This window comes from Streptomyces sp. NPDC046876, from assembly GCF_040645035.1.
GTDB lineage: Bacteria > Actinomycetota > Actinomycetes > Streptomycetales > Streptomycetaceae > Streptomyces.
On the sequence record NZ_JBEYXK010000006.1, the window covers coordinates 45,109 to 58,827 of the forward strand.

At 70.3% G+C, this 13,719-nt stretch carries 13 protein-coding genes and 2 pseudogenes; 5 read left to right on the plus strand and 10 right to left on the minus strand.

What is annotated here, in order from left to right; translation table 11 throughout:
• Window positions 1-11: 11 nt before the first annotated feature.
• The 3 genes and pseudogenes from ABZ924_RS05790 to ABZ924_RS05800 form a co-directional block, all read left to right on the plus strand.
• Window positions 12-1,169, plus strand: coding sequence for a NucA/NucB deoxyribonuclease domain-containing protein (locus tag ABZ924_RS05790; RefSeq protein WP_361904651.1), 1,158 nt, complete (start codon window positions 12-14; stop codon window positions 1,167-1,169).
• Between the two features lie 18 nt (window positions 1,170-1,187).
• A complete protein-coding gene (locus ABZ924_RS05795; RefSeq protein ID WP_361904653.1) occupies window positions 1,188-1,712 on the plus strand; it encodes a hypothetical protein in 525 nt (174 codons plus the stop codon).
• Between the two features lie 279 nt (window positions 1,713-1,991).
• Window positions 1,992-2,287 (plus strand): annotated as a pseudogene (locus ABZ924_RS05800) (DNA-binding protein); the annotation flags it as partial.
• A gap of 56 nt (window positions 2,288-2,343) precedes the next feature.
• Here the strand turns inward: ABZ924_RS05800 and ABZ924_RS05805 are convergent.
• From ABZ924_RS05805 to ABZ924_RS05850, 10 genes and pseudogenes are all read right to left on the minus strand, one after another.
• On the minus strand, window positions 2,344-3,471 hold the full coding sequence (locus tag ABZ924_RS05805; protein WP_361904655.1) for an LLM class flavin-dependent oxidoreductase: 1,128 nt from the start codon (window positions 3,469-3,471) through the stop codon (window positions 2,344-2,346).
• Between the two features lie 16 nt (window positions 3,472-3,487).
• Window positions 3,488-4,597, minus strand: a complete 1,110-nt coding sequence (locus ABZ924_RS05810; protein ID WP_361904657.1) for an LLM class flavin-dependent oxidoreductase — start codon at window positions 4,595-4,597, stop codon at window positions 3,488-3,490.
• A gap of 50 nt (window positions 4,598-4,647) precedes the next feature.
• A pseudogene (locus ABZ924_RS05815) lies at window positions 4,648-4,791 on the minus strand (FMNH2-dependent monooxygenase); the annotation flags it as partial.
• Between the two features lie 74 nt (window positions 4,792-4,865).
• On the minus strand, window positions 4,866-5,057 hold the full coding sequence (locus tag ABZ924_RS05820; RefSeq protein WP_361904660.1) for a putative leader peptide: 192 nt from the start codon (window positions 5,055-5,057) through the stop codon (window positions 4,866-4,868).
• A gap of 166 nt (window positions 5,058-5,223) precedes the next feature.
• The gene (locus ABZ924_RS05825) at window positions 5,224-6,207 is read right to left on the minus strand and encodes an ABC transporter substrate-binding protein (RefSeq protein WP_361904663.1); all 984 of its coding nucleotides are present in this window, start codon (window positions 6,205-6,207) and stop codon (window positions 5,224-5,226) included.
• Window positions 6,208-6,241: 34 nt separating this feature from the next.
• Entirely contained in the window at window positions 6,242-6,994 is a 753-nt protein-coding gene (locus ABZ924_RS05830; RefSeq protein WP_361904920.1) for an amino acid ABC transporter ATP-binding protein, read from the minus strand.
• 71 nt (window positions 6,995-7,065) lie between these two features.
• The gene (locus ABZ924_RS05835) at window positions 7,066-8,094 is read right to left on the minus strand and encodes an amino acid ABC transporter permease (protein ID WP_361904666.1); all 1,029 of its coding nucleotides are present in this window, start codon (window positions 8,092-8,094) and stop codon (window positions 7,066-7,068) included.
• A 21-nt stretch (window positions 8,095-8,115) separates the two neighbouring features.
• Complete coding sequence (locus ABZ924_RS05840; protein ID WP_361904921.1) at window positions 8,116-9,051, minus strand: ABC transporter substrate-binding protein; 936 nt, start codon at window positions 9,049-9,051, stop codon at window positions 8,116-8,118.
• Window positions 9,052-9,083: 32 nt separating this feature from the next.
• Entirely contained in the window at window positions 9,084-9,602 is a 519-nt protein-coding gene (locus tag ABZ924_RS05845) for a GNAT family N-acetyltransferase (protein WP_361904668.1), read from the minus strand.
• Between the two features lie 4 nt (window positions 9,603-9,606).
• Window positions 9,607-10,731: an LLM class flavin-dependent oxidoreductase gene (locus tag ABZ924_RS05850; RefSeq protein WP_361904671.1), complete on the minus strand. Its 1,125-nt coding sequence runs from the start codon at window positions 10,729-10,731 to the stop codon at window positions 9,607-9,609.
• Between the two features lie 711 nt (window positions 10,732-11,442).
• On the opposite strand from ABZ924_RS05850, the gene ABZ924_RS05855 reads away from it, so the two are divergent.
• Both ABZ924_RS05855 and ABZ924_RS05860 read left to right on the plus strand, forming a co-directional pair.
• Entirely contained in the window at window positions 11,443-12,456 is a 1,014-nt protein-coding gene (locus tag ABZ924_RS05855) for an amino acid ABC transporter permease (RefSeq protein WP_361904674.1), read from the plus strand.
• Window positions 12,457-12,710: 254 nt separating this feature from the next.
• The gene (locus ABZ924_RS05860; protein ID WP_361904677.1) at window positions 12,711-13,604 is read left to right on the plus strand and encodes a DUF1684 domain-containing protein; all 894 of its coding nucleotides are present in this window, start codon (window positions 12,711-12,713) and stop codon (window positions 13,602-13,604) included.
• Window positions 13,605-13,719 lie beyond the last annotated feature (115 nt).

Consider the following 13,719-nt stretch of genomic DNA (forward strand, 5'->3'; position numbering starts at 1 on the left):
CCCGTGACCCCATGGCCGGCCAGCGTCGCTCTCGTCTGACCCGCCGGACGGGCGCGGTGTTCGCGGCCCTGTTCGCCTTCCTCCTCACCACCGTGACGGCTGCGACCGCCGCGCCGGAGGAAACGATTCGCCACGCCGTCTCGGTCGACGGCCCAGCCGCCGACGAGGGGAACCTGCGCACCGAGTGCGCTGCGCACCCGGAGGCCAAGACCAAGAAGGGCTGGATCAAGAACCGCTTCGAGACATGCGTGCACCAGCCCGTCTACCTCAAGCTCCTCGACGACAGGCGGCGGCTGCGCGGCGAGCTGTGGTTCGACCTGTGGATGCTCGGCTTTTCCTACGACGGATCCCGCCGCGTGGACTACGTCACCAGTATCGAGAACATCCGCGCCAAGGCCGTTGCCGGCGAGAACCCGGCCACATGGAAGCTCGGACAGTCCTTTTCCCACTCGATCAACGCCTCCGCCAGTGACCCCAACCCGGACATGACGAAGCCGGCGGTGACCAGCCGCGAGGACAGCATCGAGCAGTGGAAGACCAAGCCTCAATGGGTCCTGACCTACACCTCCCCCGACACGGGCCGCGTGGACCCCGCCAACGCCCAGCGCGTCGCCGGGCAGGTCACCCTCGCCATGAACATCACCTCACCTACAGCCGTGCCCTGGGTCGACTCGAACATGGCGTACTCCAACGTTCGCTTCGACTACACCGGCCGGGCTGCCGGAAAGCACAAGGGCACCGTGTTCGTCGAGGCCCGCGTGGAGTTGACCATGAGCCTGAAGGACCCGGAGGTCGACCAGAGCGCCCGGCACATCCTCGACGCCCAGCAGCTGCCCGAACGCACCTTCCCCTCGTGGCCCGGCAAGTCGGTCCCAGGATCGAGCGAGCCGCTGCACCGCCTTATCGACCGCGGCAAGCAGGACGCGAACCGGGACGTGGCGATCGCCACCTGCAACGATGTGTGGGGCAACTATGAAGGCAGCGGCCTGGAGTGCGACGAGTACCCGTTCTCCAGCACCTACGAAGGCGCCGCGAAGAACGACAACCGCTACAGTGCCCGGCTCATAGACGGCCGCGACAACCGCAAGGGAGGCGAACGCATCCAGAAGGTATACGAGGAGAACCGCATCCTCGACAACGACCCCTTCTACGTCAAGATCGTTCCCTGAGACCAGCCGAGGCCTTTCGTGACCATCCTTGCCGAACACCGGCTGCTGGCCGTCCCCGACCGCCGGGTCATCGAACTGTACGACGCCGATGCTTACGTCGGGACGGCAGCCGTCCTGGACCAGCTCGACGAACACGTGGTGGCCGGCGACGGATACCACCTCTACATCGGCAGCCTGCAAAGCGGCGTGGGCGTCGAAGTCGCCATCCGGGTCCACGACGCTCCACCGGCCATGTGGCCGCCCGCCGACGGCAGCACAGAACTGACCTTGGAGTGCGCAACCGGCACCCTGATCGTCGGCGAGTTCACCGCGGGAGTCGCAGGCGAAGTCGAACTCCCCCGCCCCGGCGTCTACCGGGTCCGCGCCTCATGGCAGGGACGCGAGTCCACAGCCCACCAGGCCTCCGCCATCCGCCTGCGCGCCGTCGAGGAACAGTGGAACCGGACAGCCACACGACAGGCACTCGACACCCTCGCGGGCTCCGAAACGTACGGCTTCGACATGTGGTACCTCCACGAACCCGAAGACGAGGACCCGGAATGACAGCAGCCTGAGCAAGACCGGTGAGGCCGGCGCACCCCGCGCGCCGGCCTCACCGCCGCTCACAGTGACGGCCAAGCCCGCTCTGCCCGACTGCAATTGAAGACGGCACAAGGCGAGTTGGCACACCACCACAGGGGCGGCGCGAAAGTTGAGGCGGCCCGGCGGTACTGCTCCCAGAGCGCCTGGGCGCCGGGCGTGGCCGCGCACGCCATATCGGCCCGACCTGAAGCTGACCCTATCGGCGACTGATCCCCACCGGCTCCCGCGAGCCCGTCACCCGCCCGCGACGCCGGCCTTTCCGTGGTCACCTCGGCTGCGGTCCTCGTCGAGGCATCCACCCCAGGATCAACGACGCCGCCCTCACGTGGACGCTGTCCCGGTCGCGGGTCGAGCCGGTCACTCAGGCACTCGCCCAGTCCGCCGCCACCCTGCTGCGCGCGGCCGGACTGCACAGCCACACGTACGCCATCGACGCCGTGCTCTGCGCCGCAGCCCTCGCCCAGCCGGGTCGCGTCACCGTCCTGACGTCTGACGTCGAGGGCATCACCATGCTCACCACGGACCACCCCCCGTGACCGCTGAGAAGGTCTGACTCCCGCCGCGCGGCATCAGGGACCGGACCGTGATCGACTCAGCGGCGTTGCCACTCTTCTGCCAGGAGTCGGTAGGAGCGCACCCGGTCGGCGTGGTCGTGGGTGATGGTGGTGATGATCAGTTCATCGGCGCCGGTGGCCTCCTGGAGTTGTTCGAGCTGGTCCGCGACCCGCCCGGGTGAGCCGACGAACTGGGTGTCGACGCGGTCGGCGACCAGGGCCCGGTCCTCTTCGGTCCAGGTGTGGGCGCGGGCCTCGTCCGGGGTCGGGAAGGGGATGGCGCCCTCAGCAGTGCGGATGCTGCGGACCCACAGGCCGTAGCCGGTGGCGAGTTCGCGGGCGGTGTCGTCGTCCTCGGCGACGACGACGTCGGCGGAGACGCTGAGGTAGGGCTTGTCGAGGTGGTCGGACGGCAGGAACGCGGCGCGGTAGCCGTCGGCCGCCTCCAGTACGGTGGCCGGGCTGACGTGGTAGTTGGCGGTGAAGCGCAGGCCGTTGCGGCCGGCGACGTCGGCGCTCTGTCCGCCGCTGCTGCCGAGGATCCAGACCTGCAGGTCCGCGCCCTCGCCGGGCGAGGCGTGCGCCTCGGTCCCGTCCGTCGAGCGGTAGTCGCCGCGCAGGAGCGCGAGGATGTCGTCGACCTGTTCGGCGTAGTCCTGGGGGCGGGCGCCGGGCTGGTGGAGCAGTTGCTGCTGGAGCCGGAAGCGGGGGGAGCCGATCAGGTGCTCGAAGGAGAACCGGGGCGGGATCTTCAGGCCGTTGGGGGCGTGCCCGTCGACGACGGGGGTCGTGGTCGGCCGGGGGTCCGCCGGCTGCCCGGCGGGTCGGCCGCCGGAGCGGCCGAGCCCCAGATCGAGCCGCCCGGGATGCAGGGCGTCGATCAGTCCGAACTCCTCGACGGTGGACAGGGCGGTGCGGTGACCGAGCTGTACGGCGCCGGAGCCGATCCTGATGGTGGAGGTGGCGGAGGCGGTCAGGGCCAGTACGACGGCGGGTGACGCTCCGGCCACGCCCGGGTTGAGGTGGTGCTCGGCGAACCAGTAGCGGGCGTAGCCGAACCGCTCGGCCTGCCGGGCCAGATCGATGGTGTTGCGCAGCGCCTGGGCGGCGGTGGCGCCGGACGGGATCGGGACGAGGTCGAGGACTCCGAGAGGGATGCCGGACATGGTCGGGTGGTGCTCCTCAGCGGTCGGTGGGCGCGGGCGCCGGTAAGGCGGGGAGATCGGGCTCGGGTGCCGCGGTGACCGGAGTCCAGGGGAACGGCGGATCGGGGATCTCGCGGCGCAGCACCGGTGCGATCTCGGACTGGAAGAGTTCGAGCGAGGCCCGGTGCTGGGCGGGGGTGAGACCGCCGGCGTCGGCCTGGAGGTGGAGCACGCTGTGTCCGAACCGCTCGTGGTAGCGGTGCACCTTGTCGACGATCTGCTCCGGGCTTCCGATCAGCGCCGAGCTGCGTGCGACGAAGTCCTCCAGGGTGGCGAACACCGGCTCCAGGCCCAGGCTCTTCTGGAAGGCGAGTTGGCCCTCGAAGACCGGCCGGTACGCGGCGACGGCTTCCTGTGAGGTGCGGGCCGCGTAGTAGCCGGCGGTTCCCGCGCCGACGACGGCCCGAGCCGGGTCGTGGCCGTAGTGCTCCCAGCGCTCCCGGTAGTGGCGGATGAGTTCGGCGTACGGCTCGATGGGGTGGGTGACGTTGGCCGAGAAGAGCGGATCTCCGTAGCGGGCGGCGAGGTCGACCGACTCCCGGCTGGTCGCGCTGCCGTGCCAGACCCGTAGGGGCTGCTGAAGGGGTCTGGGCCACACTTCGGCGTCGGTCAGCTCGGGGCGGTAGCGCGGGGAGGCGCTCACCTTGTCCTGCCTCCAGATGCGGCTGAACAGCTCATAGCTCTCGGCGTTGCGGTCCCACTGGTCCTCGGGCGTGACGTGGAACAGCTCGCGCTGGGCGGTGCCGTTGCCCTTGCCGATGATCAGCTCGAGGCGGCCCGCGGACAGGTGGTCCAGCGTCGCGTAGTCCTCGTACGCACGCACCGGGTCGAGCAGGCTGAGGGTGGTGACGGCGGTGAAGAGGCGGATCCGGGAGGTGAGCGCGGCGATATGGCTGAGCACGACCGGTGGTGAGGAGGAGATGAACGGCCGTTCGTGGCGTTCGCCGACGCCGAAGCCGTCGAAGCCGAGTTCCTCGGCCAGCAGCGCGTTGTCGATCACCTCGCGGAAGCGCTCGTTGGTGGACTTCTGGATTCCGGTCACCGGGTCCGGGGCGTGCACGATGAGGGTGATGGCCAGGAACTTCACGAGGCCACCCGGCGGGTCTGCGCGTCCGCCTCCTGGCGGAACACACCACTGCGTTCGGCCTCGGCCACGAGGCCGGCCGAGTATCCGGCGGTGAACAGGTCCTGGGGCCGGGCGTCCGGCTCGCGCCAGGCGGCCGGGTGCCAGCCGCTGCCGGCCGGCGCCACGGCGAGATGGAACGGGGGACGTGCGGACATGAGAAGGGGGCCTTCCTGGTCGACCGTATGGGGTCATCGGCCCTCGTGCGGAGGGCCCGATGGCGGGGAACGGGTCAGGAACGACAGAGGGCGCCGGCCACCCGTTGCAGATCGATGTGGGGGCGGGAGTACAGGCGGACGCCGCCGCGCGCGACGAGAACAGCGGCAGCCGGGACGAGCGCGCGGGAAGCGGGGAAGACGGGGGACAACACCGTCACCTCCGCTCTTCCGGTTGCTCGTCCTGCTCGGGCCGGGGCCTGCCGCACCGGGCACGGCGGCCCCCCGTGTCCTCGGTCCTCGCAGCCTAGGCGGAGCCGGCCGGACGAAGATGGAGAGCGTGTTCCGGCTCCATGAATCCATCCGGGCGCCCTGGGCAGGGCGGGGCGGCCGCCCCACCCGTACGCGGCGTACGCGGCCCCGTTTGCCTGACGGCTACTTGTCGGTCTTCGGCAGACCGGGCGGGTTGATCGCGGACGTGGTCACGGCCTCGTCGGACAGGCCCCAGCGCTGAAGCACCTTGGCATACGTGCCGTTCTCGATGACGTGGTTGAGCGCGTCGGCGAGGGGCTTGGCCAGGCCGCTGTCCTTCTTGGTGGTGGCCGCGATGAGGCCCTGGAGGCCGGCCCCGGCACCGGAGTAGGTGCCGACGACCTCGGTCTTGCCGGTGGTGGCGGCGTGGTAGGCGGCGGTCGGGTTGGGGCCGAGGTAGAGGTCGATGCGGCCGGACTGGAGGGCGAGGTAGGTGTCGCTGTCGTTCTGGTAGTACTTGATGTCCACCGGCTTGCGTCCGGCCTTCTCGTTCTCCTTGCTCCACTCGACGAGCAGCTTCTCCTGGTTGGTGCCGCTGTTCACGGCGACCGTCCTGCCCGCCACGTCCGCGGGCCCGGTGATCTTCAGACCGCTGCCCTTCTTCGCCTCGAAGCCGAGGTTGTCCTCGCGGTAGGTGGCGAAGTCGTACTTCTCCTTGCGCTCCTCGGTGACGGTGATGTTGCTGAAGCCGACGTCGTACTTGGCACTGTCGAGGCCGACGAAGATGTTCTCCCAGGAGACCGTGTTGATGTGCGGCTTGAGGCCGAGCACGTCGGCGACCAGATGGGCGATGTCGGGCTCGACGCCGATGACGGTCTTGTTGTCCGTGGCGAAGAAGGTCAGCGGCGCGGCCGAGCCGGAGGAGTCGACGATCTCCAGGGTGCCTCGCTTGCGGATCTCCTCCGGGACCTCGGCGGCTATCGCGTCGACCTTGCCGGTGGTGACGCGGTTCTGGTCGGGGCTCAGGTTGATCTTCACCGTGTCGCCCGACGCGGCCGCGACCTCGGTCGTACCGCCGTCGGAAGGGTTGCCGCACGCGGCGAGGACGAGGGCGGCGGTCAGCCCCAGCGCGGCGGCGGTGGTACGGCGGGTGATCGAGGTGGACATGGTCGTGCTCCTTGCCTGGAGGGGGTGGGGATGGTCAGAGGACCTTGGAGAGGAAGGCGCGGGTGCGCTCGTGCCGCGGGTCGTCGAGCACGGCCGCCGGCGGGCCCTGCTCCACGACGACACCGCCGTCCATGAACACCACGGTGTCGGCGACCTCGCGGGCGAAGCCGATCTCGTGGGTGACGACGATCATGGTGGTGCCGGTGCCGGCCAGGTCCTTGATGACGTCGAGGACCTCGCCGACGAGTTCCGGGTCGAGCGCCGAGGTGGGCTCGTCGAAGAGCAGCACCTTGGGCTGGAGGGCGAGTGCGCGGGCGATGGCCACGCGCTGCTGCTGGCCGCCGGAGAGCTGCCGCGGATAGGCGGCGGCCTTGTCGGCGAGGCCGACGCGGTCGAGGAGCCGGCGAGCGGTCTCCTCCGCCTGCTTGCGCGGGCGGCGCAGCGCGGAGACGGGGGCCTCGATCAGGTTGTCCAGCACGGTCAGGTGCGGGAAGAGGTTGAAGTTCTGGAAGACGAACCCGATGTTGGTTCGCTGCTTCAGAACGTCCTTCTCCTTCAGCTCGTGCAGCTTGCCGCCGGAGCGGCGGTAGCCGATGAGCTCGCCGTCGACGCCGATCCAGCCACGGTCGACCTTCTCCAGGTGGTTGATGGTGCGCAGCAGGGTGGACTTGCCCGACCCCGAGGGGCCGAGGATCACGGTGACCTCGCCGGCGCGGACCTTCAGGTCGACGCCGCGCAGCACTTCCAGCGGGCCGAAGCTCTTGTGGACGCCGTGGACGTCCACCATCACGCCGTCGGCGGCTGTCGGCTTCGCGTCCTTGACGGGCTTCGCGTCCTTGACGGCCGCGGTCACGTCGCTCATCGGCTCTCTCCCAGGGGCTTCAGGGGTACGACGGGCTGGTCGCGCCGTACGGCGGCCGCGCGCAGGTCGCGTACGCATCGCCGGGCGCGCTGGAGCGGGGTGGGCGGCGGGGTACGGTCGGCGCCTCGGGCGAAGTGGCGCTCCACGTAGTACTGCGCGACCGACAGCAGGGTGGTGAGGAGCACGTACCAGGCGGTGGCGACAAGGAGCAGGGGGATCACCCGGCCGTTGCGGCCGTAGATCACCTGCACCTGGTAGAAGAGCTCGCCGATGGACATCACGTACACCACCGAGGTGCCCTTGAGCAGGCCGATGATCTCGTTGCCGGCCGTGGGCAGGATGGCGCGCATGGCCTGCGGCAGTACGATCCGGCGGATCTGTCGCAGCCGGGGGATGCCGAGCGCCGCCGCTGCCTCCAGTTGCCCGTGGTCGACGGCGATGACGCCGCCGCGTACGATCTCGGCGGCGTAGGCGGCCTGATGCAGTGTGAGCCCGATGACGGCGGCGCCGATGGTGCCGATGAGGCTGTTGCTGTCCACGGACCAGAGCACCGGTCCGAAGGGGATGCCGATGCCCAACTCCTCGTACAGGGCGCTCAGGTTGAACCAGAACACCAGCTGGACGATCATGGGGATGGACCGGAAGATCCAGATGTAGGACCAGGCGACGGTCTGCAGCACGGGGCTGTGCGACAGCCTCATGAAGGCCAGGACGGTGCCGAGGAGAAAGCCGAGCACGGTGGCGTACGCGGTGAGCTGGAGGGTCACCCACACCGCCTGGACGATCGTCTCGGACAGGAAGTAGGCGCGGAAGACGCCCCACTCCCAGACCGGGTTGGTGGCCAGCCCGTGCACGAACTGGGCGACCAGCACGATCACGGCGACGGCCGCCGTCCAGCGGGCGTAGTGGCGGGCGGGGACGACCTCGAGCGAGGCCGGGTCGTCGGGCGCGGGCCTTGTTTCGGGGTCGGTGCCCGGGCCGGCCGCGCCGGGTGGCGGGGCGGCGGGATCGGCGGTGAGAGCCATCGTGGTGTTCCTGCTCAACTCTTATGCGTGCTCGGGCGGATTGATCTGGGACGTGTCGATCGCGGAGGCGGTGGTGCCCCACTTCGTGAGGATCCGGGCGTACGCGCCGTTCTTGATCAGCTCGTTGACGGCGGCCTGGAACGCCTTGGTGAGCGGGGAGTCCTTCTTGAAGGCGAAGCCGACGTCGAGGCGGTGGTACTCGCCGAGGAAGGCGGTCTGCGCGGCGGGCTGCGCGGCCTGGTAGCGCAGGCCGTTGATGGTCGACATGACGACGTCGATCCGGCCCTGCTGGAGCGCGGTGAGGGTCGCACCGTTCTCCGAGTAGACCTTGACGTCGTACGGCTTCTTGCCGGCCTTCGCGCACACGTCCTTCTTCGCGGTGAGGGTCGCCTCGAAAGTGGTGCCGGCTCCGGTGCCGATGGTCAGCCCGCACAGCTGGGTGAGGTCGGTGACCTCGGTCGTGAGTGCGGTGGTGCCCTTCTTCACCGCGAAGCCCTGGCCGTCGTTGATGTAGGTGACGAAGTCGACGGTCTTCAGACGTTCGGTGGTGACGCCGAAGTTGCCGGTGCCGACGTCGTACTTGCCACTGCCGAGGGCGGGCAGGATCGTCTCGAAGGAGGCGTCCTGCCGCTCCAGCTTCACGCCGAGGACCTTGGCCACCGCGTCGGCGATGTCGATGTCCTGGCCGGCGGGCGGTTTGTCCTGCCCGTTCGGGTAGTACGCGCCGGGCGGGAACCCGATCGAGCTGCCGATCCGCAGCGTGCCGGCCTGGCGTACGTCGGCGGGCAGCAGGGCGGCGACGGAGTCCACCTTCCTGACGGCGGCGATCGGGTCGTCGGTCGGCGCCGGGGATGCCTGAGCACCCGCCGGGGTGGTGCTGGAGGGGTCGCCGGAGCCGCAGGCGGTCAGCGTGAGGAGGGGCAGCAGCGCGGCGGTGGTGGTGGCGGCGATGCGCAGACGGCGCGGGCGTCTTCCGATGTCACGGGCGCTCACAGATGTGCTGCCTTTCCTTGGTGTGTCGCGGTTGCCGGCAGGTGTTTCTCGAAGGGCAGCGGGCCGATGGTCTCCGGGTCGGCCTCCGTGTCGAACAGCGGGGCGTAGCCGGTGGCCAGGTACAGGGAACGGGCCTCGGGCTGTCGCGGACCGGTGGTGAGATAGATCCGCCGGTAACCACGGACGCTCGCCTCGCGCTCCAGTTCGGCGACGACACGTCGGGCGAGGCCCCTGCGCCGGTGGGCGGAGTGCGTCCAGATCCTCTTCAGCTCTGCCGTGGTCGCGTCGTACCGGCGGAAGGCGCCGCCCGCGACCGGCTCGCCGTGTTCGAGGAGCAGGAGCAGGATGCCGCCGTGCGGGGCGGTGAACTCCTCGTCGGGGTAGCGGGAGATCTCGCCGTGCGCGTCCTTGCCGTAGCGCCGGGTGTACTCGTCGCCGAGTTCCCGCAGCAGGGGCCGCACTCGGGGGTCGGAGACGGGGACATGGATCACCGCCGGTTCCTGGGTGTGCGTCATCACCTCACCCCCGCGAGGGTGCCGCGCGTCGCCCGCTCCGGGCTCGCTCGGCGTCCCGCTTGGCGACCTCCTCGCGGACGATCGGGATCACGTGCCGGCCGAAGTCGACGGCGTCGCCCAGGAGGTCGTAGCCGCGGGCGGAGAGGATGTCGACGCCGAGGTCGTAGTAGTCGAGGAGCGCCTGGGCGATCGTCTCGGGGGTGCCGACCAGGGCGTTGGAGTTGCCGGCCCCTCCGGTCGCGGCGGCGGTCGGGGTCCACAGGGCGCGGTCGTAGCGCTCCCCCGCCTCGGCGATGGCGATCAGCCGCTGCGAGCCGGTGTTTTCCGGTGCGCCACTGCGGTGGTGCCGTACGAGACCGGCCTCGCGCCTCTTGCGAATGGCACCGAGGGTGCGGTGGGCCTTCTCCCAGGCCAGTTCCTCGGTCGGGGCGATGATCGGGCGGAACGCCACCTGGATACGGGGAACGTCCGTGCGGCCCGCGGCCTTCGCGGCGGCCTTCACGGCCTCGATCTGCTCGGCGGTCTCGGCAAGGGGCTCGCCCCACAGGCAGAAGATGTCGGCCTCGGCGCCCCCGGCCTCGTACGCGGCGGGCGACGAGCCGCCGAACGACACGTTGGGGCGGGGCTGTTGGGCGGGGAAGACGTCGCTGACGAAGTCGTGGAAGCGGTAGTGCTCGCCCTCGTGGTCGAAGGGCTCGTGGGTGGTCCAGATCTTCTTGACGATCCGGATGTACTCGCGGGTGCGGGCGTAGCGCTCGTCCTTGGTGAGGGTGTCGCCCTCGCGCCCCTGTTCGTGATCGTTGCCGCCGGTGATGAAGTGCACGGTCAGCCTGCCCTCGCTGATCTGGTCGAGCGTGGCGAAGGTCTTGGCGGCGAAGGTGGGGTACGAGACGTTGGGCCGGTGGGCGAGGAGGATCTGAAGACGGTCCAGCCGGCTCGCGACGTACGCGGCGGCCGGCGCGGGATCGGCCGAGCCGGAACCGTAGGCGAACAGGACCCGGTCCCAGCCGTGGTCCTCGTGCGCCCGGGCGAGCCGGAGCGTGTACTCCTTGTCGAAGGCGGCGCCGGAGCGCGGGGTGGTTTCGGAGCCGTCGTGGGTGGCGGCGATGCCAAGGAACTCCACAGGCATGGGAGATGGCCTTTCTCAGGTCCTTCGGTCCGTGCCGCGGACAGGGCGCGGACCGGGCACGGCGAAGCAGGGCAGCCTGCGGCGCGGCCGGTGTGACAGCGCTTCAGGGTGCCGGGAAACAGGTCGTGAGCAGATGTGACGACGCCGGGGGCGGGGCCCTTGGACAAGGGGGCGGCGGCAGCGCGTGTCAGGTTCCCGCAGGGCCGCCCGTACGCGGACCTCGGCGCGTGCCGAGCACCTGCGTACGACGGTGCCACGAGGGAGGGAACTCGGCCCGCGACGGGGTTACCGAGGGAGGGAAGGGCCGGTCAGACGGCCCGCTGCCGCGTCAGGCGCAACACGCCGCGGACCACACCCGACCGAAGTCGATGTGGTCACGGGTGACCAGGCGCTGCTCGGCATTCATGCGACCCATTGAGCAGTACATCGTGCTTCTCGTCAACCACGGCCCGGATGCCGGACCTGCGTGGGGCGGTTCCCGGGGGGGGTGGTGTGGTTGACACCTGCGAGCGGTGCGCCCGTACGATCGAGACCGGACCGGCTCCGCCGCGCGCGGTGGCCGTACCGGCCGCGTTGAGGGACGCGGCGAATGTGACGACGCCGGAAGCCGGCCACCACCCAGTGCCCCGCGCTGTGTCTGCCCGGAGTCCACGCATGTGCGCCGCCGGGTGGTCACCTCCGCCCGCACCTCCCTCACCTGGAGAGCCTCTGATGGCTTCGCCGTCCGACGTCTACCGCAGCACCTCCCCCGTCTCCGTATCCGTCCCGCCCGCACCGCACCCGAGCGCCTCCGGCAACCACGACGCCGAGGCCGATCTCCCGCGGATCGTGCCGCGCCGCCACGTCGGCCGCCGGCTGACGGCCGCCGCCGCTCTGCTGCTCTTCGCGATGGTGGTCAACTCCGTCGTCCGCAACCGCGCCTTCCAGTGGGATGTGGTCGGCCGCTACTTCACCACCGCCGCCGTGCTGGACGGGCTGCTCCTCACCCTGTGGCTGACCGGTGTGGTGATGGTGCTCGGCTTCCTGCTCGGCACCCCGCTGGCCGTGATGCGGCTGTCCGCCAACCCCGTACTGCGCACGCTGAGCTGGGGCTATGTGTGGATCTTCCGATCCACCCCGCTGCTGGTGCAGCTGCTGTTCTGGTTCAACATCGGCGCGCTCTACCCCACGCTCGGCCTCGGCATCCCCTTCGGGCCCGAGTTCGTCACCGTCAAGACGGTCAACCTGCTCGGCCCCACCTTCACCGCCGTCATCGGCCTGACCCTGCACGAAGCCGCCTACGCCGCAGAGGTGGTGCGCGGCGGCATCCTCTCGGTCGACGCCGGCCAGACGGAGGCCGCCCAGGCCCTCGGCATCGGCAGGCCGCGCACCCTGCTCCGGATCGTCATCCCGCAGGCGATGCGCTCCATCGTCCCGACCGCGGGGAACATGCTGATCGGCACCCTGAAGGGCACCAGCATCGTCAGCGTCCTCGCCGTGCACGACCTGCTGTACTCGGTACAGCTGGTCTACAACCAGACGTACCAGGTCATCCCGCTGCTGATGGTGGCCACCCTCTGGTACATCGCCGTCACCACCGTGCTCAGCGCCGGGCAGTTCTACGTCGAGCGCCACTACGCACGCGGCTCCGCCCGCGCGCTGCCGCCCAGCCCCCAGCAGCGGATCAGGGTCCGTCTGGCCGATCTGCGCGCCCGGCTGGAGAGGGCGACCGTGCGACGCGGATGATGAACAGCACGCTTCAGGCGCGTGTCGAGAAATTCCGAATATGAGACGGCGCCGTTTCCCGCATTGCAGTGGCTGATTCCCGCTGCCAGCCTTGTCGGCGTGAGCCAGTTGGGCGCCCCTCCGACGGTCTCGTTCCGCCCCGTGGTCCATGCCTCCTGCCTTCCGCGGCCCCACCTCGGCGCTTTCGGCTTCGCGGCCACGGCCGCAGGAACGTGCGCACCACGCCATCCATCCACTGCACCAGGAGGAGACGCATGAGCGTCCATGACATCCCCGACGCCCGCGAAGCCGTCGACCACGACCGCGACGGCCTCGACGGCCGCACCAGCACCGCCGACGTACCGGATCCGGAGGTCTTCGCCGCGGAATGGCAGGAATGGCACCGGGACAAGGACACCCGACTCGCCTCGGAGCACGGCTTCCTCGCGGTGACCGGTCTGCACTGGCTCTCCCCCGAGCCCCAGAGCTTCCCCGGCGTGCCGGGGACCTGGTCCACGGGACCCGAAGGCGTCGCCGTGGAGCTCGACGAGGGAACAGAACTCGTCGTCGAGGGCAAGGCGGTGCGCAAGCGGCGCCTTTTCGGCGTCATTCCGGAGCGCGGCGGTGTCGAGGCCGTCTGGGGCGACACCGTGATCGAGGTCGCCAAGCGCGGCGGCCACGACGTGGTCCGGCCGCGGCACCCCGACCACCCGCTCAGGGTCGCCTTCACCGGCACACCCGCGTACGCGCCCGATCCGCGCTGGGTGATCACAGGCCGCTACGAAGCCTTCGCCGAGCCGCGATCGACCACGGTGGGCGCCTCCGTCGAGGGCCTTCGGCACGTGTACGACGCTCCCGGCCGGGTCGTCTTCCGGCTGGGCGGGCAGGAGTTGGCCCTGACCGCGTTCAACGGGCACGCGCCCGGGAGCCTCACGGTGCTGTTCACCGACGAGACCTCGGGCGTCACCACGTACGCGGCCAACCGCCAGCTCGGCGTGGCCGCGCCCGGGCCCGACGGCACGGTGGTGCTCGACTTCAACCGCGCCACCAACCTGCCCTGTGCCTACACCGACTTCGCGACCTGCCCGCTGCCGCCGGCCGAGAACCGGCTCCCCGTCGCGGTCGAGGCTGGCGAGAAGATCCCCCGCGAGCGCGGCCCGGTCTCCTAGCCGGGGTCTGTGGAAGGCGCCGGATCGGATGGTTGCCGCGGCATAACAACGTCATGGCCGCCTCGTGGCGATGCCGTCCGCCTGCGGGTGGAGCCGCCCGGCAGCGCCTGACATC